The following is a 24,776-nucleotide window of genomic DNA, read 5'->3' as shown; positions in this document are numbered from 1 at the left end:
TTTCGGCCATCGACGATCCGGCCCTGATTTTGCCGCTGATTTTGCCGTTGAATTTCTGAAGGACCCATCCGGGGATGAATCTCACCAAGGCGCTTGCCGGTGTCGGCGGCCTGACCCTCGCCAGCCGGGTCCTCGGGCTCGTGCGCGACAGCCTGTTCGCCCGCTTCGTCGGCGCCGGTTTCGCATCGGACGCCTTCCTGATCGCCTTCCGGCTGCCGAACATGTTCCGCGCGCTGTTCGCGGAAGGGGCTTTCGCCTCGGCGTTCATCCCGATGTTCAACCAGAAGGTCGCGGACAAGGACGGGCCGGGACTGGCGGCCGGCATCACCTTCGCCGAACAGGCACTTTCCGTGCTCCTGCCGATCCTGATCGTGATGACGGTGATCCTGGAAGCCTTCGCCTGGCCGGTGACGCTGATGCTGTCGGGCGGTTTCAACGGCGTCAATCACGAGCAGTTCGCCTTCGCCGTCACGCTCAGCCGGTTCACCATTCCCTATCTGGCGCTGATCAGCGTGGTCTCGCTGCTGGGCGGCATCCTGAATTCGCTCAACAAGTTCTGGGTCAACGCCGCTGCGCCGATCCTGCTGAACCTGACGCTGATCGTGGTTCTGCTGGGCTTCCACTCCAGCGATCCGCTGGTGACGGCCCGCAACCAGGCCATCGGCGTTACGGTATCGGGCGCGCTGCAGCTCATCTGGCTCTACTTCGCCTGCCGCGCCAACGGCGTGTCGATGCGCCTGCGCGCGCCGGTCTGGAACCCTGACGTGAAGCGGTTGATGGCGCTGATCTGGCCTGCCGCCGCCGGTGCCGGCGCCGTGCAGATCAACCTTGTCGTCTCGACTTTCCTTGCCGCCACGTTCCTCGCCCATGGATCGGTCACCTATATCTACATGGCGGACCGGCTGAACCAGCTTCCGCTGGGACTGATTGGCATCGGCCTTGGAACCGTGCTGCTGCCCACGATCTCGCGCCAGCTCGGCGGCGGGGACGATGCGGCCGCCATGGATACGCAGAACCGCGGCATGGAGCTGGCACTGCTGCTCACCCTGCCCGCCTCGGTCGCGCTGATCGTCTGCGGCCAGCCGATCGCTGCCGCGCTGTTCGGCTATGGCAAGTTCGACGCGAACGACGTTGCCCGCACGGCCGAGGCGCTTGCCGCCTTCTCGATCGGGCTGCCGAGCTACATCCTCGTCAAAGTGCTGACGCCCGGCTTCTACGCCCGTCAGGACACCCGCACGCCGGTCCGCTACGCGATGATATCGATGGTCGTGAACCTCGTGCTCAACCTTGCGCTGATCGCACCGCTTCAGCACATGGGCCCGCCGCTGGCGACGGCCATCGCCTCCACCGTGAATGTCGCCATGCTTTATTGGACGCTGGTGAAGCGCGGTCATTTCCAGTCCGACGCCCGGCTCAAGCGCCGGGCCCCGCGCCTGGCGCTGGCCGCCATCGCGATGGGCGTGGCGCTGTGGTACGGGCAGGACCAGCTTACGCCCTATCTCCACGGGACATGGCTGGTGCGCGGACTGGCGCTGGCGGCTCTGGTTTCGGCGGGCGGCGTTGTCTACGCGCTGGCAACTCTGGTGACGGGCGCCTTCACCCGCGACGACCTCGCCCTGCTGCGCCGCCGCAAGGCAGCCTGACGTCTCGGTGGGCCACTCCCGTTCCCGATCGAACATTTCCGTCGCCCCCGCGAAGGCGGGGACGACGACTTATGGGGCCGATGCCCTGCTCTTCCATCCGCGCGCAGGTATGCTATGAGCCACGGCCATGCAGGACCTTTCGCACCCGAAGTCTGCCAAAACCCGTCGCCTCTCGTGGCGATGGCGGAGTGTCGCGCGCGTTTCGCGCTGACCCTGCCTGCATGCGCGCCCCGGCGGGCGCACCATCCACACACAAACGACAACCCATAAATCGCGAAGGACGCGTCCATGCGTATCGTCTCCGGCATTCAGCCCACCGGCAACCTGCACCTCGGCAACTACCTGGGCGCCATCCGCAACTGGGTCTCGATGCAGGACGATGCCGCCGCCAGCGGCGGCGAATGCCTTTACTTCCTGGCCGATCTCCACGCGATCTCGATGCCGCACGTGCCCGCCGACCTTTCAGCCAACACCCGCGAGATGGTCGCCGCGCTGGTCGCCTGCGGGATCGATCCCGACCGCTCGATCCTTTTCAATCAGGCGCAAGTCCCCCAGCATGCCGAGCTGCAATGGCTGCTCAACGGCACCGCGCGCATGGGCTGGCTGAACCGCATGACGCAGTGGAAGGACAAGGCCGGCAAGAACCGCGAAGGCCAGTCGGTCGCGCTGTTCACCTATCCGGTGCTGCAGGCCGCCGACGTGCTGATCTATCAGGCCACCCACGTCCCGGTGGGCGAGGACCAGAAGCAGCACCTCGAACTCGCGCGCGACATCGCCCAGAAGTTCAACAACGACTTCTGTGCAGAGGACGCGCCGCTGTTCACGCTGCCCGCGCCCTTCATCCCGCCCGAAGCCGCCCGCATCATGAGCCTGCGCGACGGTTCGTCGAAGATGAGCAAGTCGGACCCCTCCGACATGAGTCGTATCAACATGACCGACGATGCCGACACGATCATGCAGAAGGTCAAGAAGGCCAAGACCGACCCCGAGCCGCTGCCCTCTGAAAAGGCCGGCCTCGAAGGCCGTGCGGAGGCCAACAACCTCGTCTCGATCTACGCGGTGATGGCGGGAACCACGGCGGACGACGTGCTGGCGCAGTTCGGCGGTCAGGGCTTCGGCTCGTTCAAGCCCGCACTGGGCGAACTGCTGGTCGAGAAGCTGGCACCGATCAACGCCCGCTTCGTCGAACTGCGGCAGGACCGCACGGCGCTCGACGCGATTCTGCGCAAGGGCGCCGAAAAGGCCCGCGCGCTGGCGATCCCGACCCTGGAAAAGACGTACGACGCGCTCGGGCTCGTTCGCGGGTAAGGCGTGGGGGGCGCTTCCGGCGCCCCCTTCCCCTAACCTTCCAGCCCTAGCAGCTTCGCCCGCCGCCGAACCCATGGCGTGGCCAGTGCCGAAACCTCTCCGAGTGCTTCCAGCCCTTCGGGGTCCCGCTTGTGGTCGCCCGCGATCAGCAGGCCGAAGACACGCTGCACGCTCCATTCCGGCCACGGCCGCCCCATCAGTTCCATCGCGTCTCCGGCAGCGACCGTGCCTTCCTCCACGACGCGGTAGTACCAACCCGCCCGGCGCGATTTTACCACGCCCAGATTGACCGCGGCGCCGTCGAAGCGGTGGTCGAGCTTCCAGCAGGGTTGCCGCCCCTGGCTCACTTCGACCAGCGCGGTGCCAAGGCGCCAGCGGTCGCCGATGCAGACAGCTTCCTCGGTCAGCCCGTCGGTGGCGATATTTTCGCCGAATGCGCCATAATCGGCCAGCAGCGGATGCGCGCCGATCGCCCGACGCCAGAAGGCATAGTGATCGTGCGGATAGTGGTGGATCGCCTTGTCCGGGCCGCCATGGACGGCAAGGTCGGCCTGCTCATCGCCCTCCAGCCCGAGGCGGTGGACGCGCACCGGCCCCTGCACCGGGTGCTTGCCGATTGCGCTCGGTTCGTCCAAGTCCCGGAAAGGATGGACCCGGCCGCACTGAATCGAGCGAATCGGTACGGAAAGCGGCGTTTCTGCACTGGCGATCATCCGACGAGAATCCTACATCCAACGAACAAGCTCAAGCCATGACCGGCGGCTGAACGCGATGAGCGATCCATCACGAACTTGCCACCATTCAACCGCTATTCAGGGCATTGATATTAGGGCAGGATCGCAAGGAATCGCGGGCCGCGCTTGGGAAGGGCGTCTCGGGCCTTCGGGTTCATGGAGTGAAACCAATGACAGACCATCCCGGATCGCAGTTCGGCAGGTTGAGAATGGCGGCCGTTGCCGTGCTTCTCATCGCGCTGGCCGCCTGCGCCACCCCCTTCAAGGCCGATGTTTCGCGCTTCCACCAGTCGCAGCTTCCGGCACCGCAGGGTCAAACTTTCGTCGTCGTCGCCGAGGACCCCCGACTCGCCGGTGGGCTTGAGTTCGCGACTTACGCCGGCCTCGTGCGCGACCGTCTGGCCCGTCTGGGCTATACCCCGGTCGACGATGCCGCCAAGGCAACGCTGATCGTCCACTTCGACTACGGCATCGACAATGGCCGCGAGCGGGTGCGTTCGACTCCTGGCATGGGTGCCTGGGGTCCGTGGTACGGTCCCGGCTGGGGTCCTCGCTGGGGCGGAGCCTGGGGCGGCTGGGGCGGCTGGGGCGGCGCCTGGGGCGGACCGTGGCGTATGGGCTGGTATGATCCGTTCTTTGACGGCGGCATCGATTCGTACACCGTCTTCACCAGCGGCATTTCGTTGAAAATCGACCGTGCGGCAGACAACCTGCGCCTGTTCGAAGGCCGTGCAGAGGCCGTTTCGACCTCGAACCGCCTGCAATACCTCGTCCCCAATCTGGTCGAGGCGATGTTCACCAACTTCCCAGGCAATTCGGGCGAGACCACACGAATCTCGGTCGCGCCGGAACGCAAGTGACCTGACAGGGAGGCTCCCCCCGCAAGGTGGGAGACACCGGGGAACGGGCTCGTCGCAAACGACGGGCCCGTTCTTGCTTTCAGGGTATGCTGCGGGGGGATCCCCCGATATAGCCGCCCGGAATGAACACCTTCATGGCCATCATGTCGCAGCTCTTCTGGGGGGTGACCATCGGAGCGCTGACATCGGCCTTCTCGCTGCTAGCCAAGGGGCTGGCAAGCATCGGCGTCATCGCCAGTCTGGGCTGGTACGGTTTGAAGCGCCACCGCGAATGGCGCGCGCGGATCGAGCGCGAGGACTGAGCGGCGCTTGCCTCACGGGTCGTTGCCTATTGCACTTCCCATAACGGGCTGCGCCGTAACAGCCTGCGGGCTTTTCTGAGACAACCTCATCCACAAACACTTCGTCGCCCCCGCGAAGGCGGGGGCCCCGCTGCCTTTCTGCTATGCCGCGAGAAAAAGAAGCGGGATCCCCGCCTTCGCGGGGATGACGGGTTTGGATGGGAAGTCTATTTCGAGGCGCCGGTCGCTATCATGACTGAGCGGTGAGGCGCATGCTGCTCACCGTGGTGGTCTTGTCAGCCCTCGGCGCCTTTTCAGGCGGTTGAGCAATCGGCCGTGCAATCAGTTCCCCAGCGCGACCACACCGCCGGTCGAACCGAAGCCGCCTTCGCCGCGCACGGTCTCGTCGAGTTCTTCCACCTGCAGCCACGTCCCGCGCGTGACGGGGGCCAGCACCAGCTGCGCCACCCGATCGCCCCGGCGGACGTCGAAGGCATCGGCGCCGTGGTTGATCAGGATCACCTTCAGCTCGCCGCGATAGTCAGAATCGATCGTGCCCGGCGCATTGGGCACCGAGATTCCGTGCTTGAGCGCAAGGCCCGAGCGCGGGCGGACCTGAATCTCGAAGCCCGGCGGGATCGCCATGGCCAGCCCGGTGGCGACCGCATGGCGCGCGCCGGGGGCCAGCGTCACGTCCTCGGCCGAAACCACGTCCATGCCCGCCGCGCCGTCGGTCGCGTAGACCGGCAGCGGCAGGCCCTCGCCATGCGGCAGGACCTTGATGGGAACAGGGACGTTATCTGGGAAGTGCATCTGCGAACCTTTCGACGAGGAGGCGCGCGACCTCCTCCTTGGGCATTTCGGGAAGAGAGATCACATCGTCGCCCCGGACGATATGAACGGTATTGGCGTCCCCGCCCATGACATCGCCCGAAACGTCGTTGGCGATGATCCAGTCCGCGCCCTTGCGCTTACGCTTTTCCTTGGCGTAGCGGATCACGTCCTCGGTCTCGGCAGCGAAGCCGATCAGCAGCGGCGGCCGGTCGGGCCGCGCGGCGACGCTGGCGAGAATGTCGGGGTTTTCGGTGAGCAGCAGCGCCGGCGGCGCCGAACCGCGCTTCTTCAGCTTGTCTTTGGCGACATTGATCGTCCGCCAGTCGGCCACGGCGGCGACCATCACCGCAATGTCGGCAGGCAGCGCGCTCTTGACCGCGTCGGCCATCTGCTGCGCGCTTTCCACGTCCACGCGGTCCACCCCCGGCGGGGTTTCGAGATGCACCGGGCCCGCCACCAGCGTGACCCGCGCGCCGGCCTTGGCGGCGGCGCCGGCAATGGCGAAGCCCTGCTTGCCCGAGGAGCGATTGGCGATGTAGCGCACCGGGTCGATCGGCTCCCAGGTGGGGCCGGCCGTCACCAGCACATGGCGGCCCGAGAGCGGACCGTCCGTCGGCTTTTCGAAGGGCGCCTCCGGCGCGGAGCCGAAAGGCTGCGGCGCGGCGCCGAAAGGCGAAATGACGTGGTTGATCGCGTCAGGATCGGTCGGCGGAGCAGAACGCGCACCGCCTTTCTTCACCACCAGCAGCCCCGCTGCCGGATCGGCGACCGCGCCGCCGTCGGACAGCGAATGGGGCGAAAGCGGGTCGGACGCGAGCCCGTCGTTGTCGGACGCGCCGAAGCTGATCGCCTTCTTGGCTTTTTGCAGGCCGCGGCTGATCATCGAACCGGTGAGGCCACCCAACCCGAAGCTGTCCGCCGCGCTGTCCGCGCCAATATCGTGGCCGGTGTCGTTATCGGCATCCTCGGCGGTCGGTTCCGGCTCGGGCGCAGCGAACTGCGGCTGCCAGGGGAACGGGTTGCGCAAGTCCAGCCCCATTTCAGGCTGTGGCAGCGTCGGCACGGTGCCGGGCAGCGGCGCCACTTCCACGGGGCCGAGGCCGAGCGCCCAGGCAATGCGCTGCCAGATCGCGATAGGATCGGGCAGGCGGCCCGGGCCGAATTCGCCGCAGGCCATGGTGCCTTCGTCCGGCTCCATCACATCGACGCCCACTTCGCGCAGGATCTGCACGTTGCGGACCGTGGCGGCGTGCTGCCACATGCGCACGTTCATTGCCGGGACGGCCATGACCGGCTTGTCGGTCGCCAGCATCATCGTCGTGGCCAGATCATCGGCAATGCCCGAGGCCATCTTGGCCATGAGGTCCGCCGTCGCTGGGCAGACCACCACCAGATCGGCCTCCCGGCTCAGCTGGATATGGCCCATCTCGACCTCGTTCTTGAGGTCCCAGAGCGAGGTGTAGACCGGCCGCTCCGACAGCGCCGCCAGCGCCATCGGGGTGACGAACTTGGCGCCGGATTCGGTCAGCACGCAGGTGACCTCGCCGCCTTCCTTGCGGATCTGGCGGACGAGTTCGCAGGCCTTGTAGGCCGCGATACCGCCGCCGATGACGAGGAGAATACGGGGACCACTCATGGTCCCGGCTTGTGCAACAGCGTTCATAACGGTGCAATCTGTTTAGGGGATCTTTACCGGAGATTTGGCCAGCCTTTCGGCTGAAACAAGTCCTGCCGCCGAGACGAGGCCTGTCAGCGCGCGCGGCGCGAAGGCTATCCCGGCGAACATCGCAGGGGCAATCATCGCCCCCCAATAGAAGTTGTCCCAACGGCCGGCGGCCATGAACAGCACCCCGTACCCGACGGCGAGCAGGAAGGCGAACACGCCCTCCGCGCGGTTCCAGCCGAGCCAGCCGAACGTCATCAGCACCACCGCCGGTCCGGCCAGCCAGTGCGGCAGCCAGCGCAAATTGCTCGACTGGATCACGTTGGAGAGCCAGCCCGACAGCCCGCGCATGACCAGCCAGGGCGCGCTGTGCGGATCGGTGGGCAGGACTTGCTGCGAGATCAGCGCAAGGTGCCAGGCAAGACCCGCGACAAACAGCGCCATCAGCGCGCTCCACGCCGCCGCCTCGCGCCAGTTGCGCTGCCACAGCGCGGTCGCGGCCAGAAGCGCGACGAAGGGCAGCGCATGCTCGCGGATCGCCAGCGCCAACGCGGCGGCGGCAAAAGCGGCGTGCCAACGTCCGCCCTCGCCGCGCGTGCCGATCCGGTGGAGGCCCAGCGCCAGCGCAATGAGCCCGCCCGACCATAGCTCGTGCAACGGGAAATAGTGCCGGTTGAGCGCCAGCGAGGCACCGACGAAGACCAGCGCCGTCGCGATCCTGCGTAGCCGGGGCAAAACACCCGCATCACCCAGCTTGCGCCACCAGACGACAACGATGCCGACCATCAGCGCAACGGCGGCCAGGATCTGCCCCGCCTCGCCCAGCCATGCATTGAGGTAGGCCAGCGTCGGCAGACGCACCGCGATGGCGGGGTTCACCGGATAGTCGCGCGAACGCTGTTCGGGGACGATGAAGTGGTAATAGTTCTCGCCCTTGCGAATGCGCGCGATGGCGACTTCGTAGAGCGCGATATCCTCGTCGTAGGGCTTTTTCGCGGCGCCGGGAGCATTGGCGGTCGAAACCGGCCCTTCGACCGGCCCCTGCCACGGCGAGCGGTTGCCCGACTTGGCGACGGGCACCAGCGCCGAGGCGACCAGCAGCGCGGCGAGAAGCGCCAGCGCCAGCCGCGCCGCCCGGACCGGCCAATGTGTGAAAAGCGTGGGTGCCGGGCCGGAATCCCGCCCGGCGACCCCAGCCGTTTTCATGCGGCCGGGGCTCAGTGCCCCAGCAGAGTCCAGTACGTCAGCGCCCATGCAGCGACACCCCCAAGGATTGCCGCCAGACCATAGCCTGCCCAGTGGTTACTTTGAGGTTTACGCTCGCCGCCCGGCGACCAGATCAGGTCGACATCCGGCAGCGGCGCCTGCTCCGGCGCGCCGCCCTTGGGCGGGAACTTCTCCTCGATCCGCCGCACCAGTGCGGGCAGGCGGAACAGCGTGCCGAGATCCTCACGCAGGCGGTCGGCGATCATCGCCTCGGGCCCGAGTTCGTCGCGCAGCCAGCTCTTCACGAACGGCGCCGAGACGTCCCACATGTTGATGTCGGGATCGAGCGCCGTCGCCAGCCCCTCGACCATGACCATGGTCTTTTGCAGCAGCAGCAGGTGCGGTTGCACCGCCATGTCGAAATCGCGCGTGATCGCGAAGAGCCCGTCGAGCATCTGGCCGACCGACAGTTCGGACACCGGCTTGCCGCGCATCGGCTCGCCCACGGCGCGCAGTGCGGTCGCGAACTCTTCCACGGTGTGGTAGCTCGGCACGTATTGCGCTTCGAAATGGATTTCGGCCACGCGGCGGTAATTGCCGGTGGTGAGACCGTAGAGAATCTCCGCCAGCCACAACCGCGCCTGCCGGTTGATGCGGCCCATGATGCCGAAATCGATGGCGACGATGGTGCCGTCCGCTTCCACGAACAGGTTGCCCTGGTGCATGTCGGCATGGAAGAAGCCCGACGAGATCGCCTGGGTCAAGAAGGTGATGACCAGCTTGTGCGCCAGCCGCGGCAAATCATGCCCGGCGGCGCGCAGACTGTCGAGATCGCCCATCTTGGTGGCGCCGATCCACTCGACGGTGAGGACCTGCCCATTGGTGCGGTCCCATTCGATCGCGGGCACGCGGTAGCCGTGGATGCCCTTCATCGCATCGGAAAGCTCGGAGGCCGAGGCCGCCTCGCGCCGAAGGTCCAACTCGCGCAGGGTCCAGCGCTTGAGATTGGCCACCACAGCGCGCGGGCGCAGGCGCGCGGCTTCGCCGCCCAGCGCTTCCAGATGCGCGGCAGCCCATTCATACGTCTCGACGTCGTGCGCGAACTGCTCGCGGATGCCGGGACGCAGCACTTTGACCGCCACTTCGCGGCCATCGGGCGTGACCGCGCGGTGGACTTGCGCGATCGAGGCGGCACCCACCGGGGTTTCCTCGATCGAGGCGAAGAGCTTGTCGAGCGGCACGCCGAAGCTGCCCTCGATCGCGTGCCGGATCTCGGAAAAGGCGACCGGCGGCAGGCTGTCCTGCAAGGTCAGCAGGTTGTGCGCGGGGCCCTCGCCCACGAGATCGGGGCGCGTCGCCAGCGCCTGCCCCAGCTTGATCGCGGCCGGGCCGATCTCCTGGAAAGCCCCGGCATAGTCGGGCTCCACCGGCTGGCGCGTGCCGAACCGGGCGATCCGGCACAGGCGCTTGACCTGCGCGGGGGCATTGCGGTCATTCTCGATCCCGCGCAGCGCTCCGTGGCGCGCGAGAACGCGCCCCCACTTGAGCAGGCGCAGGATATGCGTTGCAGAACCCGTCACGATCTGGATCTCAGACCTTCCAGCCCGAATGGATCGCTACGAGGCCGCCCATGATCGGTTCGACCTTGGTGTGCCGGAAGCCGGCCGTGCGGATCATCTTCTCGAATTCCGGCATCGGCGGGAAGCGGCGGATCGATTCGATCAAGTAGCGGTAGGACTCAGCGTCACCGGCGATGGCCTGACCGATCTTCGGCACCAGATGGTGCGAATAGGCGTCGTAGGCCTCCTTGAAGCCCGGCCATTCGGTGGTCGAGAATTCGAGGCAGAAGAAGCGCCCGCCGAACTTGAGCACGCGGTGCGCCTCGGCCAGTGCCTTGTCGATGTGGGTGACGTTACGGATGCCGAAGGCAATCGTATAGGCATCGAAGTGGCGCGCCGGGAACGAGAGTTCCTCGGCATTCTGGCGCGACCAGACGAGGCCATCAATGCCGCGCTCCATCGCGCGCTCGATGCCGACGTCCAGCATGTCCTGATTGATGTCGGAGACAGTGACCGAGGCGCCGTGCGCGGCCATGCGGAAGGCGATGTCGCCCGTGCCGCCCGCCATGTCGAGGATCTGCTCGTCCTCGCGCGGCTTCACGCGGCGCACGAACTTGTCCTTCCACAGCCGATGCATGCCTGCCGACATGGCATCGTTCATCACGTCGTACTTGCGTGCGACGCTGGAGAAGACAGCGCCGACGCGCTCCTGCTTCTCCTCGGTGGCCACATCCTCGTAGCCGAAGGAAACCGTTTCGCTCATGGCGCCGCTTTAGGCGTAAATGCCGTTTGCGCAAAGGGTGATGCTGGCCAGTGAACGGATCCTTTGCCCAATATAGTTTGCGGCGCGGCGAAAATTGAAATTGCACGTTATTTCAATAATTTCACCGGCGCTTTAAGAGTTGCAATGGCAGTCCTCCCTATCATTTCCGCACGAAGAATCAGTCACGCCGGTTCGCAATCGGAAAAAAGGGGACAGAAGAATGGAAACGGAAACCCGCGAAGACGCACTCTCAACCAGCGAAGGATTGAGTGAAACGGCCACGACGGAATGTCCATTCTGTGCGGAAGCGGTCAAGGCAACCGCCAAGAAATGCCGTCATTGCGGCGAAACTCTGGATATTGCCTTGCGCCGCGCCGAAGAGGCCCTCCGCGCCAGCGAGAGGCAAGGCAACGTCTATATGAACGCGGCCGTTTCCACCGGAGGATACAGCCGTCCGGTGAAAAGCAAGGGGGCTGCCATCGTGCTCGCCCTGCTCTTGGGCGGCCTTGGGGCGCACAAGTTCTATCTCAACCGAACCGGCTTGGGCATCCTGTACCTCGTCTTTTGCTGGACGCTGATCCCGGGCTGCATCGCTTTCGTGGAGGCCATTGTCTACGCCTGCACCAGCGACGAAGCCTTCCACTACAAATACGGCTGATCCAGCCGCTTTCGGCGGCGGGCGCGGCGTTCATGCCGTCGCGTTCGCCCGTACCCGCCGCAGGGCGAGCGCGGAAAGCACGATACCTGCCAGAATCAGCGCCATGCCCGCGAGGTGGTAGGGCATGAGCCGCTCGCCCAGCAGCAGCGCCGAGAGCAGCGCGCCGAACAGCGGCATCAGCGTGATCGCCTGCCCGGCGCGGGCCGCGCCAAGCTCGGCCGTCGCGCGGTTATAGATGAAGTAGGCAATCGCCGAAGGAAACAGGCCGACATAGGCGAAAGCCGCCAGCACATGCGGGCTCCAGTGCACGGCCTGCCCGCTCGCCGCCTCCAGTGCGGCCAGCGGGGCCATGCCCATCGCGCCAAGCGCGAAAGTCAGGAACAGGAAGACCACCGGCGACACCGGTGGCCGCTTGCGCAGCAGCACCGTGTAGAATGACCATGCCGCCACCGCGCAGAAGATCAGGCTGTCGCCCGGGCCGAAGCGCAGTTGCATCAGCGCCGCCGGATCGCCTTTGAAGACAATGGCCATGACCCCCAGCGTCGAGACGACGACGCCCAGCACATGCAATTTCCCAGGCCGCCCGCCGAACAGCACCCGATCCAGCACCGTCACGGCCGCCGGGATCGAGGCTTGCAGCAGCAGGGCATTGGCGGCGGTCGTGTAATGCAGCCCTTTATAAAGGAAGCCGTTGAAGCAGACGACGCCGAGCACGCCCAGCACCACAATCCACCGCCAGCCCGCCAGAACCGCGCGCCACTCGCGCCGCAGCGGACCCAGCGCGAAAGGCAGCAGGACCATCAGCGCCAGCAGCCAGCGCCCGAATGCCAGCGTGAACGGCGGCACATCCGCACGCACCGCCCGGCCGACGATCGAATTACCCGCCCACAGCAGCATGACGAGGCCCAGCATGGCAAAGGCGCGAAAGTTCGAAGGCTTTTCTTCCATGACAAGCGCTTAGCGGCCCGTTCGTTGGGTGGCGAGGCTCGTGACATTCGGAATGCCGAGCCCTCGCTCGCTTTTCATGGCGCGTGCGAAGCCCTATCTCCCCCCCACGATGCCAGAACTTCCCGAAGTCGAAACCACCGTGCGCGGCCTTGCCCGCTATCTCGAAGGCGAGCGGATCGCGCGTGTAACGCTCAACCGCGCCGACTTGCGCCGCCCGTTCCCGCCCGATCTGGTCCAAGTCCTGACCGGCGCGCGGGTGACGACGATGGGCCGCCGCGCCAAGTACGGCCTCATCCATACCGACCGCGACCAGACCATGGTGTTCCACCTCGGCATGTCCGGCCGCTGGCGAATCGAGCCGGAGAAACCGGAAAAGCACGACCACCTCGTGATCGAGACCGGATCGGGCCATGTCCTGGCGCTCAACGACGCAAGGCGATTCGGTTCGGTGGACCTCGTGCCCACCGCCGGGCTCGATTCGTGGGGCGCATTTGCCGCACTGGGGCCGGAACCGCTGGGCGAAGGGCTGACGGCCGCGCATCTCAAGACGCAGCTGGCCGGACGAATCGCCCCGATCAAGCAGATGCTGCTCGACCAGCAGGTCGTCGCCGGGCTCGGCAATATCTATGTCTGCGAAGCGCTGTTCCGCGCGCGGATCCGGCCCGACAAGGAAGCCGGCCGCGTTACCCTGCCCGCGCTGAACCGGCTGGTGCCGGCGATTCGCGATGTGCTGTCCGAATCGATCGCGGCGGGCGGCTCGACGATTCGCGACTATGCGCAGCCCAATGGCGAACTGGGCTATTTCGCCACTTCCTGGCAGGTCTATGGACGTGAGGGCGAAGCTTGCCTATGCGGGGCCCCGGTAAGGCGCTTCGTCCAAGGTGGACGCAGTACCTTTTGGTGTCCGAAATGCCAGAAATAGGCGGTTTCGGGCGCCTCACGCGGGTTGACGGAATGGCGCTACACCGCTAAGGGGCGCGCTTTCCGGCGAGTCCGCTCGCCAAAAGCAGATTCGTTAGGCATTGGGCCGGCATCACCAGCGTGGGGCGGCCAGACAGAGGAAATTCGATGGCCAATACGCCGCAAGCCCGCAAGCGCATCCGTCGCAACGATCGCCGTGCGGAGATCAATACCAACCGCATCAGCCGCATCCGTACCTTCGTGAAGAAGGTCGAAGCTGCGATTGCCGGTGGCGACAAGAGCGCCGCTTCGGCCGCTCTCAAGGAAGCCCAGCCCGAGCTGGCGCGTGGCGTTGCCCGCGGCGTGCTTCACAAGAACACCGCAGCGCGCAAGTTCTCGCGCCTGACCAAGGCCGTCTCGGCTCTCTGAGCCCGGCCTGACAGTCCGGGCCCCGATTAATTCGGGTGGCCCGGGACTGCTGCTTCGGCCCAAGCTTCTGTCCGGACACCCCGCACATCTTGCGGGTAACGGGCGGAAGCTTGGGCCGAAGGCGTTTATGGCGTCCTCGTTTATGGCGTCCTCGTTCCTGTCGGCCACCCCTTGCGCCCGGCGCCGCGTGAATCGTGCAGCGCGCGCATCCACCGGCCGCCATTCCGCACAAAAGGACTGCACTCAGCGCTTGCGCCCAACGGGTGCTCCTGCCTAACGGGGCGTAGCAAATGCTCCCGGCGCGAATCGCGTACTGAGGGGCCAACCACAACATCCATCGGGTAGACAGGATCGGAACGCAGGGCCTCAAAACCCCGCGCACTGCTCCACGCCCTTCACAATCCGCACGGAGACCCCATTTCCGAATCGGCACATTGCGTCGAATCGGTCCTTCCGCCTTTGCCGAGGGGACGGGTGTTCCTGAGTCGAATTCCGATTCGGCACACAGGAGCCTCACCTAGTACTTTCGGCCGAGTACGGAACAGGAACGAAATCGGGACCTCGTCACCCGGCCCGAAGCCCCGCTTCGGACCCCGAGAAGGGGCCTGTGCAACGAAATGACGGAAACCTTACGATTCGCATGTGCGCATATGGGAACCGTTTGATTTCATTCATGAAAATTCTTTCATGACGGAAATTGGGCACTCCGAGACGAGTCAACAGGCATAATTTTTTTTATTTGGGGAGGATCGTATTGCACCGCGACCAAACCCGTTTCTAAAAGGGTCCTCGGCCGTTGCGGAACCGGCCGGGGAACATCAACAGCGACGAAGCACCCGCTGCAAACATGCGTTTGCGGTTGGGGATTTTTTTACGCCTGGTGGCGTGTCCTTTCCGGTTGCGCGCGGCCCATTCGGGGCAGCAGCCAACAAGGGGGGTTGGTTTTATGTCAGATACAGCAGGTCAAGGCGCTAACGGCGTGAGCAAGAAATCGAAGGCGGTAAAATTGGTGATGGAAGAGGATCAGGAAGCCGTGAATCTGGCGGCCGACTGGGCGGACATCAGCCAGGGCTTGCGCAAAGACCTCGGTCAGCAAGCGCACAGCCAGTGGATCAAGCCGATTCAGCCCGGCAATTATTGCAAGGAAACGGGAACGCTCGATCTCTATCTGCCCACCGAGTTCTCGGCGAACTGGGTGGCGGATCGTTTCGCGGACCGTCTCTCGCTGGCATGGAAGATCGCTCGTCCCGACGTGCGCCACGTGCGCATCCTCGTGCACCCGGGTCGTCGCCAGCTTCCCGAGCTGCGTCTGGGCGGTGGCGGCCGTCCGTCGAGCGCACCGGCCAATGATTCGGCGCAAGGTTCGGCCGATCCGATCTCGGTCGCACTGTCCGGCGAAGCTTTCGCCGCGCTGGGCCAGGGTCCTGCCGGCATCGATGCCTCGCAGACGTTCCAGACGTTCGTGACCGGCCAGTCCAACGTGCTGGCCTGCAATGCCGCGCAGCGCATGTCGGCCACCGAATCGCCGCAGTTCTCGCCGCTTTACCTCAAGGCCGCCACCGGCCAGGGCAAGACGCACCTGCTGCACGCGATCGGCCATGCCTATCTTCAGCACCACCCGCATGCGCGGATCTTCTACTGCTCGGCAGAGCGCTTCATGGTCGAATTCGTCCAGGCGCTGCGCCAGAACCAGATGATCGAGTTCAAGTCGCGTCTGCGCGGCTTCGACCTGCTGCTGGTGGACGATATCCAGTTCATCATCGGCAAGGCATCGGCGCAGGAAGAACTGCTCTACACGATCGATGCGCTGCTTCAGGAAGGCAAGCGCCTGGTCTTCGCCGCCGACCGCGCGCCGCAGGCGCTCGACGGTGTCGAACCGCGCCTGCTCTCGCGCCTGTCGATGGGCCTTGTCGCCGACATCCAGCCGGCCGACATCGAACTGCGCCGCTCGATCCTCGAAAACCGCCTGCACCGCTTCGCCTCGGTGGACGTGCCGTCGGACGTGATCGAGTTCCTTGCCCGCACCATCAACCGCAACGTGCGTGAACTGGTCGGCGGCCTCAACAAGCTGATCGCCTATGCCCAGCTTACGGGTCAGGCCGTCTCGCTCCAGCTGGCCGAGGAACAGCTTACCGACATCCTCTCGGCCAACCGCCGCCGCATCACGATCGACGAGATCCAGCGCACGGTCTGCCAGTTCTACCGTATCGACCGGACCGAGATGAGCTCCAAGCGCCGCGCCCGCGCGGTGGTGCGTCCACGTCAGGTGGCGATGTATCTCGCCAAAGTGCTGACGCCGCGCTCGTATCCCGAGATCGGCCGCAAGTTCGGTGGGCGTGATCACTCGACCGTGATCCACGCGGTCCGCCTGATCGAGGAACTGCGCACGCGCGATGCCGACATGGACGGCGACGTCCGCTCGCTGCTGCGCCAGCTCGAATCCTGAGGGTCTGCCCGGGGGCACCCCCGGGAACCCGCGGTACCATCCGCACGTTTTGCCTGCAGGGTCGCACCTGACCGCGCGTGGGAACCAGATCGGTTCCCACGCGCGGCGTCGTTTGGGGCGGGGGAATAGTGCCGGTGAGCCGTCATATTCGCACCCTCGTCGCCCTCGCGAAGGCGAGGGCCCCGCTTTTTCCTGACCTCTCGCCTGCACAACAGAAGCGGGATCCCCGCCTTCGCGGGGATGACGGGTGTAGGTTGGCAGGTGCCATTCCCCCGGCCACCACTCATCCTGAGCGCGATCGAGGACGGGCCGGTTGCGAGTTGGCCGCTGGAATTCCGCTCCCACACCCCGCTCATCCTAAGCTAGTAGAGTATGGCAGCCTCGCGCCTCGCTCGCCGGGGCTTCGACAGGCTCAGCCTGAGCGGGATCGGGGGAATGGCGGGTTCCAGCGCATGGGGATGTTTCCCCTCCCACTCCGCTCATCCTGAGCTTGTCGAAGGATGGCAGCCGCGCGCTTCTTCCGTCAAACCGCCAATCCGCCCCTGTCGTAAAATCTTAACCATTAGATAAGGGTCTTCGCATAGCCTTCGTCATGACCGGGCTTCCCGGCTGCACGAGAGGGGCATGCGATGCGCTTCTACCGGGCCACATCCTTTCTGTTCCCGCGCCGCTACGAATGGCGCCTGCTGTTGGCATGTCTGGCCGCCGTGCTGGTGCCCATGCTGGCCGTCGTGGCTTTCGCGGCAGCGACCGGACGGTGGGATCCCGTGCTGCTGGCAGTCACATTCTGCGCCACCGTGCTGGGCGCCGCACTCGGACTGAGCGCCATCCATGCTCTTGTCACGCCGCTGCGCGAGGCCGTTGCCCTGCTCGGCGCCGCTCAGCGCGGTGAGCGGCTGGCGGGTATCCCGCGCGGCGGCAACGACACCGTGGGCCTACTGCTCCAAAGCGTCGCCACGGCCGCCGCAACCGCCGCTATCCGCGCCGGGCAACCGCTCGACGCAGCGCGGCGCGACCGGCTGACCGGACTGCGCAATCGCCACGAATTCCTCGATTCGGCGGAGCGCGTGCTGGCCGGACAGGGCAATGCCGTGCTGGCCCTGATCGACATCGACCATTTCGCCTCGCTCTCCGGACGGTTCGGCCCCACCGCCGGCGACGCGCTGCTGCGCGCGGTGGCCGGACGGATCGACGCCGGGATGCGCCGCACCGACCTTGTGGCCCGCTGGAGCGCCGAGGCCTTCGCTGTGATCCTGCCCGATACCCAGCTCGACGAAGCGCGACTGGTGATGGAGCGGCTGCGCGCCAGCGTCGCGCTGGACAGCGCGCTGGCCCGGACTCTGGCCCAGACTTTAGCCACCTCCGAACACGACGAGACGGAAGGCGAAGCCATTTCGGTCACCTTCTCCTGCGCCCTCGCCCCGCTGCGCAGCTTCGCGCAGCTTGGTGAGGCAACGCACCGCGCCGAATCGACATTGAGTGCCGCCCACAGCGTCGGCAGCAATCGGGTACGGATCGCCGGCAACGGCTAATCCGCACCCCCTTACCTGATGCGGGGGCGTCCCTCCCCACCCCCCACCGAACGCCCCCGCATCTTCGTTTTTGCGCTTTGCCCGCACGGCCCCGATGCTGTAGGCGCATGGCCATGACGCTTCCCGCCTCCTACTGGCAGGCCGCGCTGCGCGGCATACGCTGCCGCTGCCCGCGCTGCGGCGAGGGCCGGCTGTTCCGCAAGTGGCTGAAACCGCTGGAACGCTGCCCGGCCTGCATGGCCGATCTGACGCCCCAGCGCGCGGACGACTTTCCCGCCTATATCGCGATGCTGGTGACCGGCCACCTGATGGCCCCACTGATCATCGCACTGTCCAGCGACTTCCAGTTCGGACCGTCGGCGATCTTCGCGATCGTGGTCCCGGTGGCACTGGTGATGATGCTGGGCATGCTCCAGCCCGCCAAGGGCGCGGTGATCGCCACCCAGTGGTGGTTCGGCATGCATGGCTTCGTGAAGGAGCGGCTGCCGGCGACACCCGGAACCACACAGGAATGATGCAGCAATGACTTTGGCACCCGATCGCCTTGCGCGTTTCGCGCGGCATATCGTGCTTCCCGAAGTCGGCGGCACGGGCCAGGTCGCGCTGGCCGATGCGCATGTGGTGCTCGTCGGCTGCGGCGGGATCGGCAGCCCAGCTCTCCAGTATCTCGCCGCAGCCGGGATAGGACGGCTGACGCTGATTGACGACGACACGGTGGACGTCAGCAATCTGCAACGTCAGACGATTTATACGCCATCGGATATCGGCAAGCCTAAGGCGGAAGCGGCAGCCGAATGGGTGCGGCGCTTTGATCTTGGCCTTGAGGTTGTGCCGCATGTAACGCGTCTCGGGGAAGACAACGCGGCAAAGGTTCTCTTCGGCGCGAGCGTGGTACTTGACGGGTGTGACAACTTCGCGACTCGCCTGCGTGTGTCAGACAGCTGTATTAAACTGGGCATTCCCCTCACGAGCGCGGCGGTTGGTCGCTTTCAGGGGCAAGTCGCCAACTTCGCCGGACACCTGCCAGACCATGCCTGCTACCGCTGTTTCGTGGGCGATGCCTTCGATGCGCAGGACTGCGATACGTGCGCGGCCGACGGCGTGCTGGGCGCGATGGTCGGCATGGTCGGCACGTTCGCGGCGATGCATGCCATGCGCGTGGTCATGGCCGGCCACGCCGCGCTGGGCGATCCCCAGTACGGCACGCTACATCTGATCGACGGCTTGGCGCCTTCGATGCGGCCGCTCAGGATCGCCAAGGATCCCGGCTGCCACGCCTGCGGGGTTCAGGCCCCCGTTCAAGCCGATCTGCCGTCGTAAGCGTAGACGGACAGGCTCTCCAGCAATTCGGGCGCGAACAGGCGCATGTTCACGCCCATCCGGTCCCGCGCCGGGTCCACGGCGCTCCAGTGCGTGGTGCAGCCGCATTGGGGGCAGTGCCAGAACGTCCGCACCCGATCGCCCGTTTGATAGCCGCTGAGCGGGCCATCGATCCGCACGTTTGACGGACTGTGATAGGACCAGAGCGTCCCCAACCGGCGGCACACCGAGCAATTGCAATCGCAGACTTCGCGCGGCGTCTCGGCCAGTTCCAGCGTGACCGCGCCGCAATGGCAACTGCCGCGATGGCCGGCCGGGTTTCCAGCGGCGTCCACCGTCATAGCCCGAGAATCTCTTCCACCCATGCCGGAACCACTTCGGTGGCCGGGCCCTGGCGGGCTTCGTCGAACCAGCCGGTGCCCTGGCTGGGCTCCAGATTGAGTTCGAGCGTCGCCGCGCCAAGATCGCGCGCATTGCGCACGAAGCCCGCCGCCGGATAGACCGCGCCCGACGTGCCGATCGAGACGAACAGGTCCGCCTCCCGCAAGGCGTCGTAGATCGCGTCCATGTGGTAGGGCATCTCGCCGAACCAGACGACATCGGGACGCAGCGCCGCCTTGCCGCATTCGGGGCAGGCCGGACGGTCGATCAGAGTGCCCGTCCAGCGCGAGCGCACGTCGCATGCGGTGCACCAGGCATTGAGATGCTCACCGTGCATGTGGAGCACGCGTGAGGTGCCCGCGCGTTCGTGAAGATCGTCTATGTTCTGGGTGACGATCAGCAGGTCGCCCTCCCACTCACGGTCGAGCCGGGCCAGCGCGTGGTGCGCGGCATTGGGCGCCTTGGTCTGGATCGCCTCGCGCCGCATGTCGTAGAAGCGCAGCACCAGATCGGGATCGCGCTCGAAAGCCTCCGGTGTCGCCACGTCCTCGACTCGGTGCTGCTCCCACAGGCCGCCGCCGTCCCGGAAGGTATCGATGCCGCTTTCGGCCGACACGCCCGCGCCGGTGAGGATGACGATATTGCGGAGTACCGACACGGCTTGCCTTTCCCGTCTCCCCGAACCGTCCGCCCCTCCTCGGGACAGGCTTGTTTCGGGGTTCATTGTGCGCCATTCGCTGCCCGGTGTTTGGGGCACGATGGATGCTGAAACAAGTTCGGCATGACGGCTCCTGGAGACAGTGACGTGGCACGAATCGGAATTATCGGCAGCGAAGGCCGCATGGGACGCGCGATTGCGGAGGCCATTGCGGCTGCGGGCGAGGAATTCGTCGGCGGCGTGGACCGCGACGGCGACGTGGCGGCACTGGCCGCGCATTCCGACGTGCTGATCGATTTCTCCAGCCCGGTCGCGCTGGAAGCCAACCTCGATGCGGCAGTGGACGCCGGCATTCCCATCGTCGTCGGCACCACCGGCCTTGAGGAACGCCACCACTGGCTGATCGATTCGGCCGCGCAGCATATTCCCGTGCTCCAGACCGGCAACACCTCGCTGGGCGTCACCCTGCTTGCCCACCTCGTGCGCGAAGCCGCCAGCAAGCTGGCCGAGGACTGGGATATCGAGATCGTCGAGACCCACCACCGCATGAAGGTGGACGCCCCCTCCGGCACCGCACTGCTGCTGGGTGAAGCCGCCGCCAAGGGCCGCGAGGTCAGCCTGTCGAACGCTGCCGTCCGCGCCCGCGACGGCATCACCGGCAAGCGCGAGGCGGGTACCATCGGCTTCGCGGCCCTGCGCGGCGGCTCCGTGGCGGGCGACCACACCGTGCACTTCCTGGCCGATGGCGAGCGCCTTTCGTTCTCGCACCTTGCCGAGAATCGCACGATCTTCGCCAAGGGCGCGGTCAAGGCCGCGCAATGGCTGAAGGACAAGCACGCCGGGCGCTACACCATGCCCGAGGTGCTGGACCTTTGAACAAGGCCGCAATCTTCGAATTCTTCCGCCGTCTCGCCGAGCTTAACCCCTCGCCCGAGACGGAGCTGGAATTCGGCAATAACTACCAGTTGCTCGTCGCCGTGGTGCTCTCCGCGCAATCGACCGACGTCGGCGTCAACAAGGCGACGCGGGCGCTATTCCGGGAGGTAAAGACCCCGGCGCAGATGGTCGAACTGGGCGAAGAGGGCCTGAAGGAGCACATCAAGACCATCGGCCTGTTCAATTCCAAGGCCAAGAACGTCATCGCGCTCTCGCAGATTCTCGTCGATCGTTATGACGGCGAAGTCCCCGAAGACCGCGATGCTCTGGTCGAACTGCCGGGCGTCGGGCGCAAGACCGCCAACGTGGTGATGAACTGCGCCTTCGGAGCCGAGACTTTCGCGGTCGACACCCATATCTTCCGCGTCGGCAACCGCACCGGCATTGCCAAGGGCAAGACTCCGCTCGCGGTGGAGAAGCAGCTCGAAAAGCGGGTGCCGCAGCCGTTCCGCGTCGGATCGCACCACTGGATGATCCTGCACGGCCGCTACATCTGCAAGGCGCGCACGCCGGAGTGCTGGCGCTGCCCGGTCGTTGACTTGTGCGATTACAAGGACAAGATCATGGAGAAGGGAGCCGCTCGCAAGGCTGCCTGATCAGGAGGATGTCCATGGTTCGCCGTAACGTCGCCTTCGCCCTCATGCCGCTCACGCTCATGGCCTGCACCAAGCAGGAACCCCAGACCCCGCCGCCGGTCAGCCCGGCCGCCGAAGTGGTCGGCCCCGCGCAGGACTGCCTGCCGCTGAGCCAGTTCTCCAACACCAATATCCGCGACGACTGGACCATCGACTTCATCGGCGCCGGCAACCGCGTGTGGCGCGTGACGCTGCCGAACCGCTGCCCGGGCCTGCGCTCGGCGGGGACCTTCACTTATTCGACGTCGCTGTCGCAGCTTTGCCGGCAGGACATCATCTTCCCGCTCAACCGCGTGGGCAGCGGGTTCCAGCGCGGCGCGGGCTGCGGGCTGGCGCCGTTCACGCCGGTCAGGCTGATCCGCTAACCGTTCCGGTGTCCTCCCCTGCAAGGGGAGGTGCCAGCGCCCATCCCATATCGGGGCGCTGACGGAGGGGTGTCCACTCTGGCGGTGACACCCCTCCACCACCCTTCGGGCGGTCCCCCTCCCCTTGCAGGGGAGGAATTTAAGCCATCAGCTGTCGTACTGCTCGGGATCGATATTGAGCCCGTGGCGCCCTTCCGACGAGGTGCGCGTCGGCGCGCGAGGCATCGGCTCCTCGGGATCGACCAGCGGCTGGAGCATGCCTTCGCTGCGGGTAATCACCGCCGTGGCGACCGCGTTGCCGACGACGTTCGTGGCCGAGCGGCCCATGTCGAGGAACGTGTCGATGCCCAGCAGCAGCGCGATACCTTCGACCGGCAGGCCGAACTGCGTGAGCGTGGCGGCAATGACCACGAGGCTGGCGCGCGGAACCCCGGCGATACCCTTCGAACTGACCATCAGCGTCAGCAGCATCAGGATCTGCGTGCCGATCGGCACATGGATGCCATAGGCCTGCGCGATGAAGATCGTCGCGAAGCTCATGTAGATCATCGAGCCGTCGAGGTTGAAGCTGTACCCCATCGGCAGGATGAAGCCCGAAATCCGGCGCGGCACACCGAAGCGGTCAAGCTGTTCGAACAGCTTGGGCAGGCTCGCCTCGGATGATGCGGTCGAGAAGCTCAGCAGCAGCGGCTCGCGGATATAGCGGAACAGCGTGATGACTCGTCCACGCAGGAACACCGCGCCCACAATGAACAGCAGCAGCCACAGCAGCAGCATCGCGAAGTAGAACTCGCTGACCAGCACGCCGTACGTCACGACGATGCCAAGCCCGCGCGTGCCGATCACGCTGGCAAGCGCGCCGAACACCGCGAACGGCGCAAAGCGCATCACGTAGTCGGTGATCTGGAGCATCAGTTCGGACAGCGCCTCGCTGATCTTGACGATGATCGCGCCCTTCTCGCCAATGGCGGTGAGGCCGACGCCGACGAAGAGCGAGAAGACGAGGATTTGCAGGATGTTGTTCTGCGCCATCGCGTCGACGGCGCTGCTCGGGAAGATTTCGAGGATGAAGTGGCGCAGCGTCAGCTCGCCCGTCTCCAGCTTGCCAAGGTCGGCCCGCGTCTCGAAGCCGACACCGACGCCGGGCTTGAACAGGTTGACCAACAGCAGGCCGAGCGCGAGCGAGATCAGGCTGGCCGAGATGAACCAGGCCAGCGCCTTGGCGCCGATGCGGCCCAGCGCCGAACTGTCGCCCATGCCCGAAATGCCGGTGACGATCGTGGCGAAGACCAGCGGCGCGATGATCATCTTGATCATCTTCAGGAAGACGTCCGGCAGCAGCTTGAAGTAGTCAGCCCACTGCTCCAGGCGCGGATCGCCTGCCGACAGGCTCGCATGAAGCACCCAGCCCACGGCGATGCCCAGCACCATGCCGATAACGATATAAAGCGTCAGCCGCCTGCCCATTCCCACCTCGCAATAAAATTGCTTGCGAGACTAACAGCGTAACCCGCCCGGTCAACGCCGGGGGCGCCCCTATTCTTGACGTTTTACGCCGAAATCAGCGGGAGTCAGCGCGTTAGGGCGGCGTCCAGCACGCGCCGATAGATGCGCACCAGCCCTTCGAGGTCGGCGATGGCCACAGCCTCGTCTCGCTTGTGCATGGTCGCGTTGCACAGGCCGAACTCGATCACCGGCGACAGGTCCTTGAGGAAGCGCGCGTCCGAGGTGCCGCCGCTGGTGGACAGTTCGGGTTCCACGCCGGTCTCGGCGCGGATGGCATCGGCCAGCAGGGTCGAGAACGGACCCGGCGCGGTGAGGAATGCCTCGCCCGAAATCACCGGGCGGGCGGTGCCGCCATGGCGCTCGGCGATCTCGGTAACGCGCGCGGACAGGCCTTCGCCCGTGTGCAGGTCGTTGAAACGGATCGAGATGCGCGCCGAAGCCTTGGCCGGGATCACGTTGGTGGCCGGATTGCCGACGGTGAGGTCGGTGACTTCGAGGTTGCTCGCCTGGAACCAGTCGGTCCCCTCATCCAGCACCAGCGCATCGAGTTCGGTCAGCATGGCGACCAGCCGGGTGATCGGATTGTCGGCCAGATGCGGATAGGCGACATGGCCCTGCACGCCCTCGACTTCGAGCCAGATGTTCACCGAGCCGCGACGGCCGATCTTCATCATGTCGCCCAGCCGGTTGACCGAAGTGGGCTCACCGACAAGGCAGAGGTCGGGGATCGCGCCGACCGCGCGCATATGGTCGATCAGCGCCAGCGTGCCGTAGCGCGCGGGGCCTTCCTCGTCGCCGGTGATGACGAAGCTGACCGTGCCCGCCTCGACCGGGAGGTCCGCGACGGCGGCGACCATGGCGGCGATGGAGCCCTTCATGTCGACCGCGCCGCGGCCATAGAGCAGATCGCCCCTGATCTCGGGTGCGAAAGCGCCGCTGGCCCAGCCCTCGCCCGGCGGCACCACGTCGAGGTGGCCGGCAAAGGCGAAGTGGCGCGAGCCTTCGGGGCCCTTGCGGATCGCGAATAGGTTCTCGACCGGGCCGTCCGGCGCCTCGCCCGAGATGGCGCGATGGACGTCGAAACCGAGCGGCGTCAGTTGCGCTTCCAGGCAATCGAACACCGTGCCGGTGGCGGGTGTGACGCTGGGGCAGGCGATCAGCGCTTGGGCAAGCGCGACGACATCGGCGGTGGTCTGCACGGTCTCGGTCAT

Annotated in this window: 25 protein-coding genes; 14 read left to right on the top strand and 11 right to left on the bottom strand. The window is 65.9% G+C overall.

Translation table 11 applies throughout. The features are described from left to right. Nucleotides 1-74: 74 nt before the first annotated feature. Nucleotides 75-1,643: a murein biosynthesis integral membrane protein MurJ gene (murJ, locus tag AC1VVM_RS05795; protein ID WP_482956089.1), complete on the top strand. Its 1,569-nt coding sequence runs from the start codon at nucleotides 75-77 to the stop codon at nucleotides 1,641-1,643. A gap of 288 nt (nucleotides 1,644-1,931) precedes the next feature. After that, nucleotides 1,932-2,951 carry a tryptophan--tRNA ligase gene (gene trpS, locus AC1VVM_RS05790; RefSeq protein ID WP_482956088.1) on the top strand — a complete coding sequence of 340 codons (1,020 nt, stop codon included), beginning with the start codon at nucleotides 1,932-1,934 and terminating at the stop codon, nucleotides 2,949-2,951. 32 nt (nucleotides 2,952-2,983) lie between these two features. Here trpS and AC1VVM_RS05785 read toward each other — a convergent pair whose 3' ends face one another. Continuing rightward, complete coding sequence (locus AC1VVM_RS05785) at nucleotides 2,984-3,664, bottom strand: MOSC domain-containing protein (RefSeq protein WP_482956087.1); 681 nt, start codon at nucleotides 3,662-3,664, stop codon at nucleotides 2,984-2,986. Nucleotides 3,665-3,855: 191 nt separating this feature from the next. Between AC1VVM_RS05785 and AC1VVM_RS05780 the strand changes: the two genes are divergently transcribed. Further along, entirely contained in the window at nucleotides 3,856-4,545 is a 690-nt protein-coding gene (locus tag AC1VVM_RS05780) for a DUF4136 domain-containing protein (RefSeq protein ID WP_482956086.1), read from the top strand. Between the two features lie 134 nt (nucleotides 4,546-4,679). Beyond that, nucleotides 4,680-4,847, top strand: coding sequence for a hypothetical protein (locus tag AC1VVM_RS05775; protein WP_482956085.1), 168 nt, complete (start codon nucleotides 4,680-4,682; stop codon nucleotides 4,845-4,847). A gap of 321 nt (nucleotides 4,848-5,168) precedes the next feature. Here the strand turns inward: AC1VVM_RS05775 and dut are convergent, their stop codons facing one another. The 5 genes from dut to AC1VVM_RS05750 are packed head-to-tail and all read right to left on the bottom strand — an operon-like array spanning nucleotide 5,169 to nucleotide 10,851. After that, nucleotides 5,169-5,639 carry a dUTP diphosphatase gene (dut, locus tag AC1VVM_RS05770; protein ID WP_132388340.1) on the bottom strand — a complete coding sequence of 157 codons (471 nt, stop codon included), beginning with the start codon at nucleotides 5,637-5,639 and terminating at the stop codon, nucleotides 5,169-5,171. After that, nucleotides 5,623-7,296 carry a bifunctional phosphopantothenoylcysteine decarboxylase/phosphopantothenate synthase gene (locus AC1VVM_RS05765; protein WP_482903108.1) on the bottom strand — a complete coding sequence of 558 codons (1,674 nt, stop codon included), beginning with the start codon at nucleotides 7,294-7,296 and terminating at the stop codon, nucleotides 5,623-5,625. The genes dut and AC1VVM_RS05765 overlap by 17 nt, the downstream gene beginning before the upstream one ends. 42 nt (nucleotides 7,297-7,338) lie before the next feature. Continuing rightward, nucleotides 7,339-8,529, bottom strand: coding sequence for a hypothetical protein (locus tag AC1VVM_RS05760; protein WP_482956084.1), 1,191 nt, complete (start codon nucleotides 8,527-8,529; stop codon nucleotides 7,339-7,341). A gap of 11 nt (nucleotides 8,530-8,540) precedes the next feature. After that, nucleotides 8,541-10,109: a 2-polyprenylphenol 6-hydroxylase gene (ubiB, locus tag AC1VVM_RS05755; RefSeq protein ID WP_482956083.1), complete on the bottom strand. Its 1,569-nt coding sequence runs from the start codon at nucleotides 10,107-10,109 to the stop codon at nucleotides 8,541-8,543. A 10-nt stretch (nucleotides 10,110-10,119) separates the two neighbouring features. Continuing rightward, a complete protein-coding gene (locus AC1VVM_RS05750; RefSeq protein ID WP_482956082.1) occupies nucleotides 10,120-10,851 on the bottom strand; it encodes a class I SAM-dependent methyltransferase in 732 nt (243 codons plus the stop codon). A gap of 220 nt (nucleotides 10,852-11,071) precedes the next feature. Between AC1VVM_RS05750 and AC1VVM_RS05745 the strand changes: the two genes are divergently transcribed. Then, nucleotides 11,072-11,509: a TM2 domain-containing protein gene (locus tag AC1VVM_RS05745; protein WP_482956081.1), complete on the top strand. Its 438-nt coding sequence runs from the start codon at nucleotides 11,072-11,074 to the stop codon at nucleotides 11,507-11,509. Nucleotides 11,510-11,539: 30 nt separating this feature from the next. On the opposite strand, the gene AC1VVM_RS05740 is transcribed toward AC1VVM_RS05745, so the two are convergent. After that, nucleotides 11,540-12,457 (bottom strand): DMT family transporter, encoded by a 918-nt coding sequence (locus tag AC1VVM_RS05740; RefSeq protein ID WP_482903104.1) that lies wholly within the window; start codon nucleotides 12,455-12,457, stop codon nucleotides 11,540-11,542. A gap of 109 nt (nucleotides 12,458-12,566) precedes the next feature. On the opposite strand from AC1VVM_RS05740, the gene mutM reads away from it, so the two are divergent. The 6 genes from mutM to AC1VVM_RS05710 all read left to right on the top strand — a co-directional run bounded on the left by mutM (nucleotide 12,567) and on the right by AC1VVM_RS05710 (nucleotide 19,084). Further along, nucleotides 12,567-13,379, top strand: coding sequence for a bifunctional DNA-formamidopyrimidine glycosylase/DNA-(apurinic or apyrimidinic site) lyase (mutM, locus tag AC1VVM_RS05735; protein ID WP_482956332.1), 813 nt, complete (start codon nucleotides 12,567-12,569; stop codon nucleotides 13,377-13,379). 146 nt (nucleotides 13,380-13,525) lie between these two features. Then, complete coding sequence (gene rpsT / locus AC1VVM_RS05730) at nucleotides 13,526-13,786, top strand: 30S ribosomal protein S20 (RefSeq protein WP_132388328.1); 261 nt, start codon at nucleotides 13,526-13,528, stop codon at nucleotides 13,784-13,786. Between the two features lie 1,012 nt (nucleotides 13,787-14,798). Next, the gene (gene dnaA / locus AC1VVM_RS05725; protein WP_132388621.1) at nucleotides 14,799-16,232 is read left to right on the top strand and encodes a chromosomal replication initiator protein DnaA; all 1,434 of its coding nucleotides are present in this window, start codon (nucleotides 14,799-14,801) and stop codon (nucleotides 16,230-16,232) included. 629 nt (nucleotides 16,233-16,861) lie between these two features. Continuing rightward, the gene (locus tag AC1VVM_RS05720) at nucleotides 16,862-17,764 is read left to right on the top strand and encodes a GGDEF domain-containing protein (protein WP_482903102.1); all 903 of its coding nucleotides are present in this window, start codon (nucleotides 16,862-16,864) and stop codon (nucleotides 17,762-17,764) included. Between the two features lie 113 nt (nucleotides 17,765-17,877). Continuing rightward, on the top strand, nucleotides 17,878-18,279 hold the full coding sequence (locus AC1VVM_RS05715) for a DUF983 domain-containing protein (RefSeq protein ID WP_482956080.1): 402 nt from the start codon (nucleotides 17,878-17,880) through the stop codon (nucleotides 18,277-18,279). A gap of 7 nt (nucleotides 18,280-18,286) precedes the next feature. After that, nucleotides 18,287-19,084 (top strand): HesA/MoeB/ThiF family protein, encoded by a 798-nt coding sequence (locus AC1VVM_RS05710; protein ID WP_482956079.1) that lies wholly within the window; start codon nucleotides 18,287-18,289, stop codon nucleotides 19,082-19,084. Here AC1VVM_RS05710 and AC1VVM_RS05705 read toward each other — a convergent pair. Both AC1VVM_RS05705 and AC1VVM_RS05700 read right to left on the bottom strand, forming a co-directional pair. Beyond that, nucleotides 19,063-19,425, bottom strand: a complete 363-nt coding sequence (locus AC1VVM_RS05705; RefSeq protein WP_482903099.1) for a GFA family protein — start codon at nucleotides 19,423-19,425, stop codon at nucleotides 19,063-19,065. The two genes, AC1VVM_RS05710 and AC1VVM_RS05705, sit on opposite strands and share 22 nt — an antisense overlap. Next, nucleotides 19,422-20,123 carry an NAD-dependent deacylase gene (locus tag AC1VVM_RS05700; RefSeq protein ID WP_482956078.1) on the bottom strand — a complete coding sequence of 234 codons (702 nt, stop codon included), beginning with the start codon at nucleotides 20,121-20,123 and terminating at the stop codon, nucleotides 19,422-19,424. The genes AC1VVM_RS05705 and AC1VVM_RS05700 overlap by 4 nt, the downstream gene beginning before the upstream one ends. 147 nt (nucleotides 20,124-20,270) lie before the next feature. Here AC1VVM_RS05700 and dapB point away from each other — a divergent pair, with 147 nt between their 5' ends. Genes dapB through AC1VVM_RS05685 form a run of 3 tightly spaced genes read left to right on the top strand, consistent with a single transcriptional unit; the run spans nucleotide 20,271 to nucleotide 22,059 of the window. Next, nucleotides 20,271-20,999: a 4-hydroxy-tetrahydrodipicolinate reductase gene (gene dapB, locus AC1VVM_RS05695; RefSeq protein ID WP_482903097.1), complete on the top strand. Its 729-nt coding sequence runs from the start codon at nucleotides 20,271-20,273 to the stop codon at nucleotides 20,997-20,999. Next, on the top strand, nucleotides 20,996-21,655 hold the full coding sequence (nth, locus tag AC1VVM_RS05690) for an endonuclease III (RefSeq protein ID WP_482956077.1): 660 nt from the start codon (nucleotides 20,996-20,998) through the stop codon (nucleotides 21,653-21,655). The genes dapB and nth overlap by 4 nt, the downstream gene beginning before the upstream one ends. 14 nt (nucleotides 21,656-21,669) lie before the next feature. Next, nucleotides 21,670-22,059 carry a hypothetical protein gene (locus AC1VVM_RS05685; protein WP_132388316.1) on the top strand — a complete coding sequence of 130 codons (390 nt, stop codon included), beginning with the start codon at nucleotides 21,670-21,672 and terminating at the stop codon, nucleotides 22,057-22,059. 147 nt (nucleotides 22,060-22,206) lie between these two features. Here AC1VVM_RS05685 and AC1VVM_RS05680 read toward each other — a convergent pair whose 3' ends face one another. Beyond that, nucleotides 22,207-23,526 carry a dicarboxylate/amino acid:cation symporter gene (locus AC1VVM_RS05680; protein ID WP_482956076.1) on the bottom strand — a complete coding sequence of 440 codons (1,320 nt, stop codon included), beginning with the start codon at nucleotides 23,524-23,526 and terminating at the stop codon, nucleotides 22,207-22,209. 104 nt (nucleotides 23,527-23,630) lie between these two features. Next, a complete protein-coding gene (gene dapE, locus AC1VVM_RS05675) occupies nucleotides 23,631-24,776 on the bottom strand; it encodes a succinyl-diaminopimelate desuccinylase (RefSeq protein ID WP_482956331.1) in 1,146 nt (381 codons plus the stop codon).

The organism is Novosphingobium sp. BL-S-33, assembly GCF_056857025.1.
Note: the sequence above shows the minus strand (reverse complement) of the source record. Positions and strands in the feature narration are given on the sequence as shown.

Excerpts from the sequence above, each read along its gene's own strand:
- murJ (WP_482956089.1), top strand. The coding sequence starts at position 75 with ATGAATCTCACCAAGGCGCTTGCCGGTGTCGGCGGCCTGACCCTCGCC.
- trpS (WP_482956088.1), top strand. The coding sequence starts at position 1,932 with ATGCGTATCGTCTCCGGCATTCAGCCCACCGGCAACCTGCACCTCGGC.
- AC1VVM_RS05785 (WP_482956087.1), bottom strand. The coding sequence starts at position 3,664 with ATGATCGCCAGTGCAGAAACGCCGCTTTCCGTACCGATTCGCTCGATT.
- AC1VVM_RS05780 (WP_482956086.1), top strand. The coding sequence starts at position 3,856 with ATGACAGACCATCCCGGATCGCAGTTCGGCAGGTTGAGAATGGCGGCC.
- AC1VVM_RS05775 (WP_482956085.1), top strand. The coding sequence starts at position 4,680 with ATGGCCATCATGTCGCAGCTCTTCTGGGGGGTGACCATCGGAGCGCTG.
- dut (WP_132388340.1), bottom strand. The coding sequence starts at position 5,639 with ATGCACTTCCCAGATAACGTCCCTGTTCCCATCAAGGTCCTGCCGCAT.
- AC1VVM_RS05765 (WP_482903108.1), bottom strand. The coding sequence starts at position 7,296 with ATGAGTGGTCCCCGTATTCTCCTCGTCATCGGCGGCGGTATCGCGGCC.
- AC1VVM_RS05760 (WP_482956084.1), bottom strand. The coding sequence starts at position 8,529 with ATGAAAACGGCTGGGGTCGCCGGGCGGGATTCCGGCCCGGCACCCACG.
- AC1VVM_RS05750 (WP_482956082.1), bottom strand. The coding sequence starts at position 10,851 with ATGAGCGAAACGGTTTCCTTCGGCTACGAGGATGTGGCCACCGAGGAG.
- AC1VVM_RS05745 (WP_482956081.1), top strand. The coding sequence starts at position 11,072 with ATGGAAACGGAAACCCGCGAAGACGCACTCTCAACCAGCGAAGGATTG.
- AC1VVM_RS05740 (WP_482903104.1), bottom strand. The coding sequence starts at position 12,457 with ATGGAAGAAAAGCCTTCGAACTTTCGCGCCTTTGCCATGCTGGGCCTC.
- mutM (WP_482956332.1), top strand. The coding sequence starts at position 12,567 with ATGCCAGAACTTCCCGAAGTCGAAACCACCGTGCGCGGCCTTGCCCGC.
- rpsT (WP_132388328.1), top strand. The coding sequence starts at position 13,526 with ATGGCCAATACGCCGCAAGCCCGCAAGCGCATCCGTCGCAACGATCGC.
- dnaA (WP_132388621.1), top strand. The coding sequence starts at position 14,799 with ATGGAAGAGGATCAGGAAGCCGTGAATCTGGCGGCCGACTGGGCGGAC.
- AC1VVM_RS05720 (WP_482903102.1), top strand. The coding sequence starts at position 16,862 with ATGCGCTTCTACCGGGCCACATCCTTTCTGTTCCCGCGCCGCTACGAA.
- AC1VVM_RS05715 (WP_482956080.1), top strand. The coding sequence starts at position 17,878 with ATGACGCTTCCCGCCTCCTACTGGCAGGCCGCGCTGCGCGGCATACGC.
- AC1VVM_RS05710 (WP_482956079.1), top strand. The coding sequence starts at position 18,287 with ATGACTTTGGCACCCGATCGCCTTGCGCGTTTCGCGCGGCATATCGTG.
- AC1VVM_RS05705 (WP_482903099.1), bottom strand. The coding sequence starts at position 19,425 with ATGACGGTGGACGCCGCTGGAAACCCGGCCGGCCATCGCGGCAGTTGC.
- AC1VVM_RS05685 (WP_132388316.1), top strand. The coding sequence starts at position 21,670 with ATGGTTCGCCGTAACGTCGCCTTCGCCCTCATGCCGCTCACGCTCATG.
- AC1VVM_RS05680 (WP_482956076.1), bottom strand. The coding sequence starts at position 23,526 with ATGGGCAGGCGGCTGACGCTTTATATCGTTATCGGCATGGTGCTGGGC.
- dapE (WP_482956331.1), bottom strand. The coding sequence starts at position 24,776 with ATGACCGAGACCGTGCAGACCACCGCCGATGTCGTCGCGCTTGCCCAA.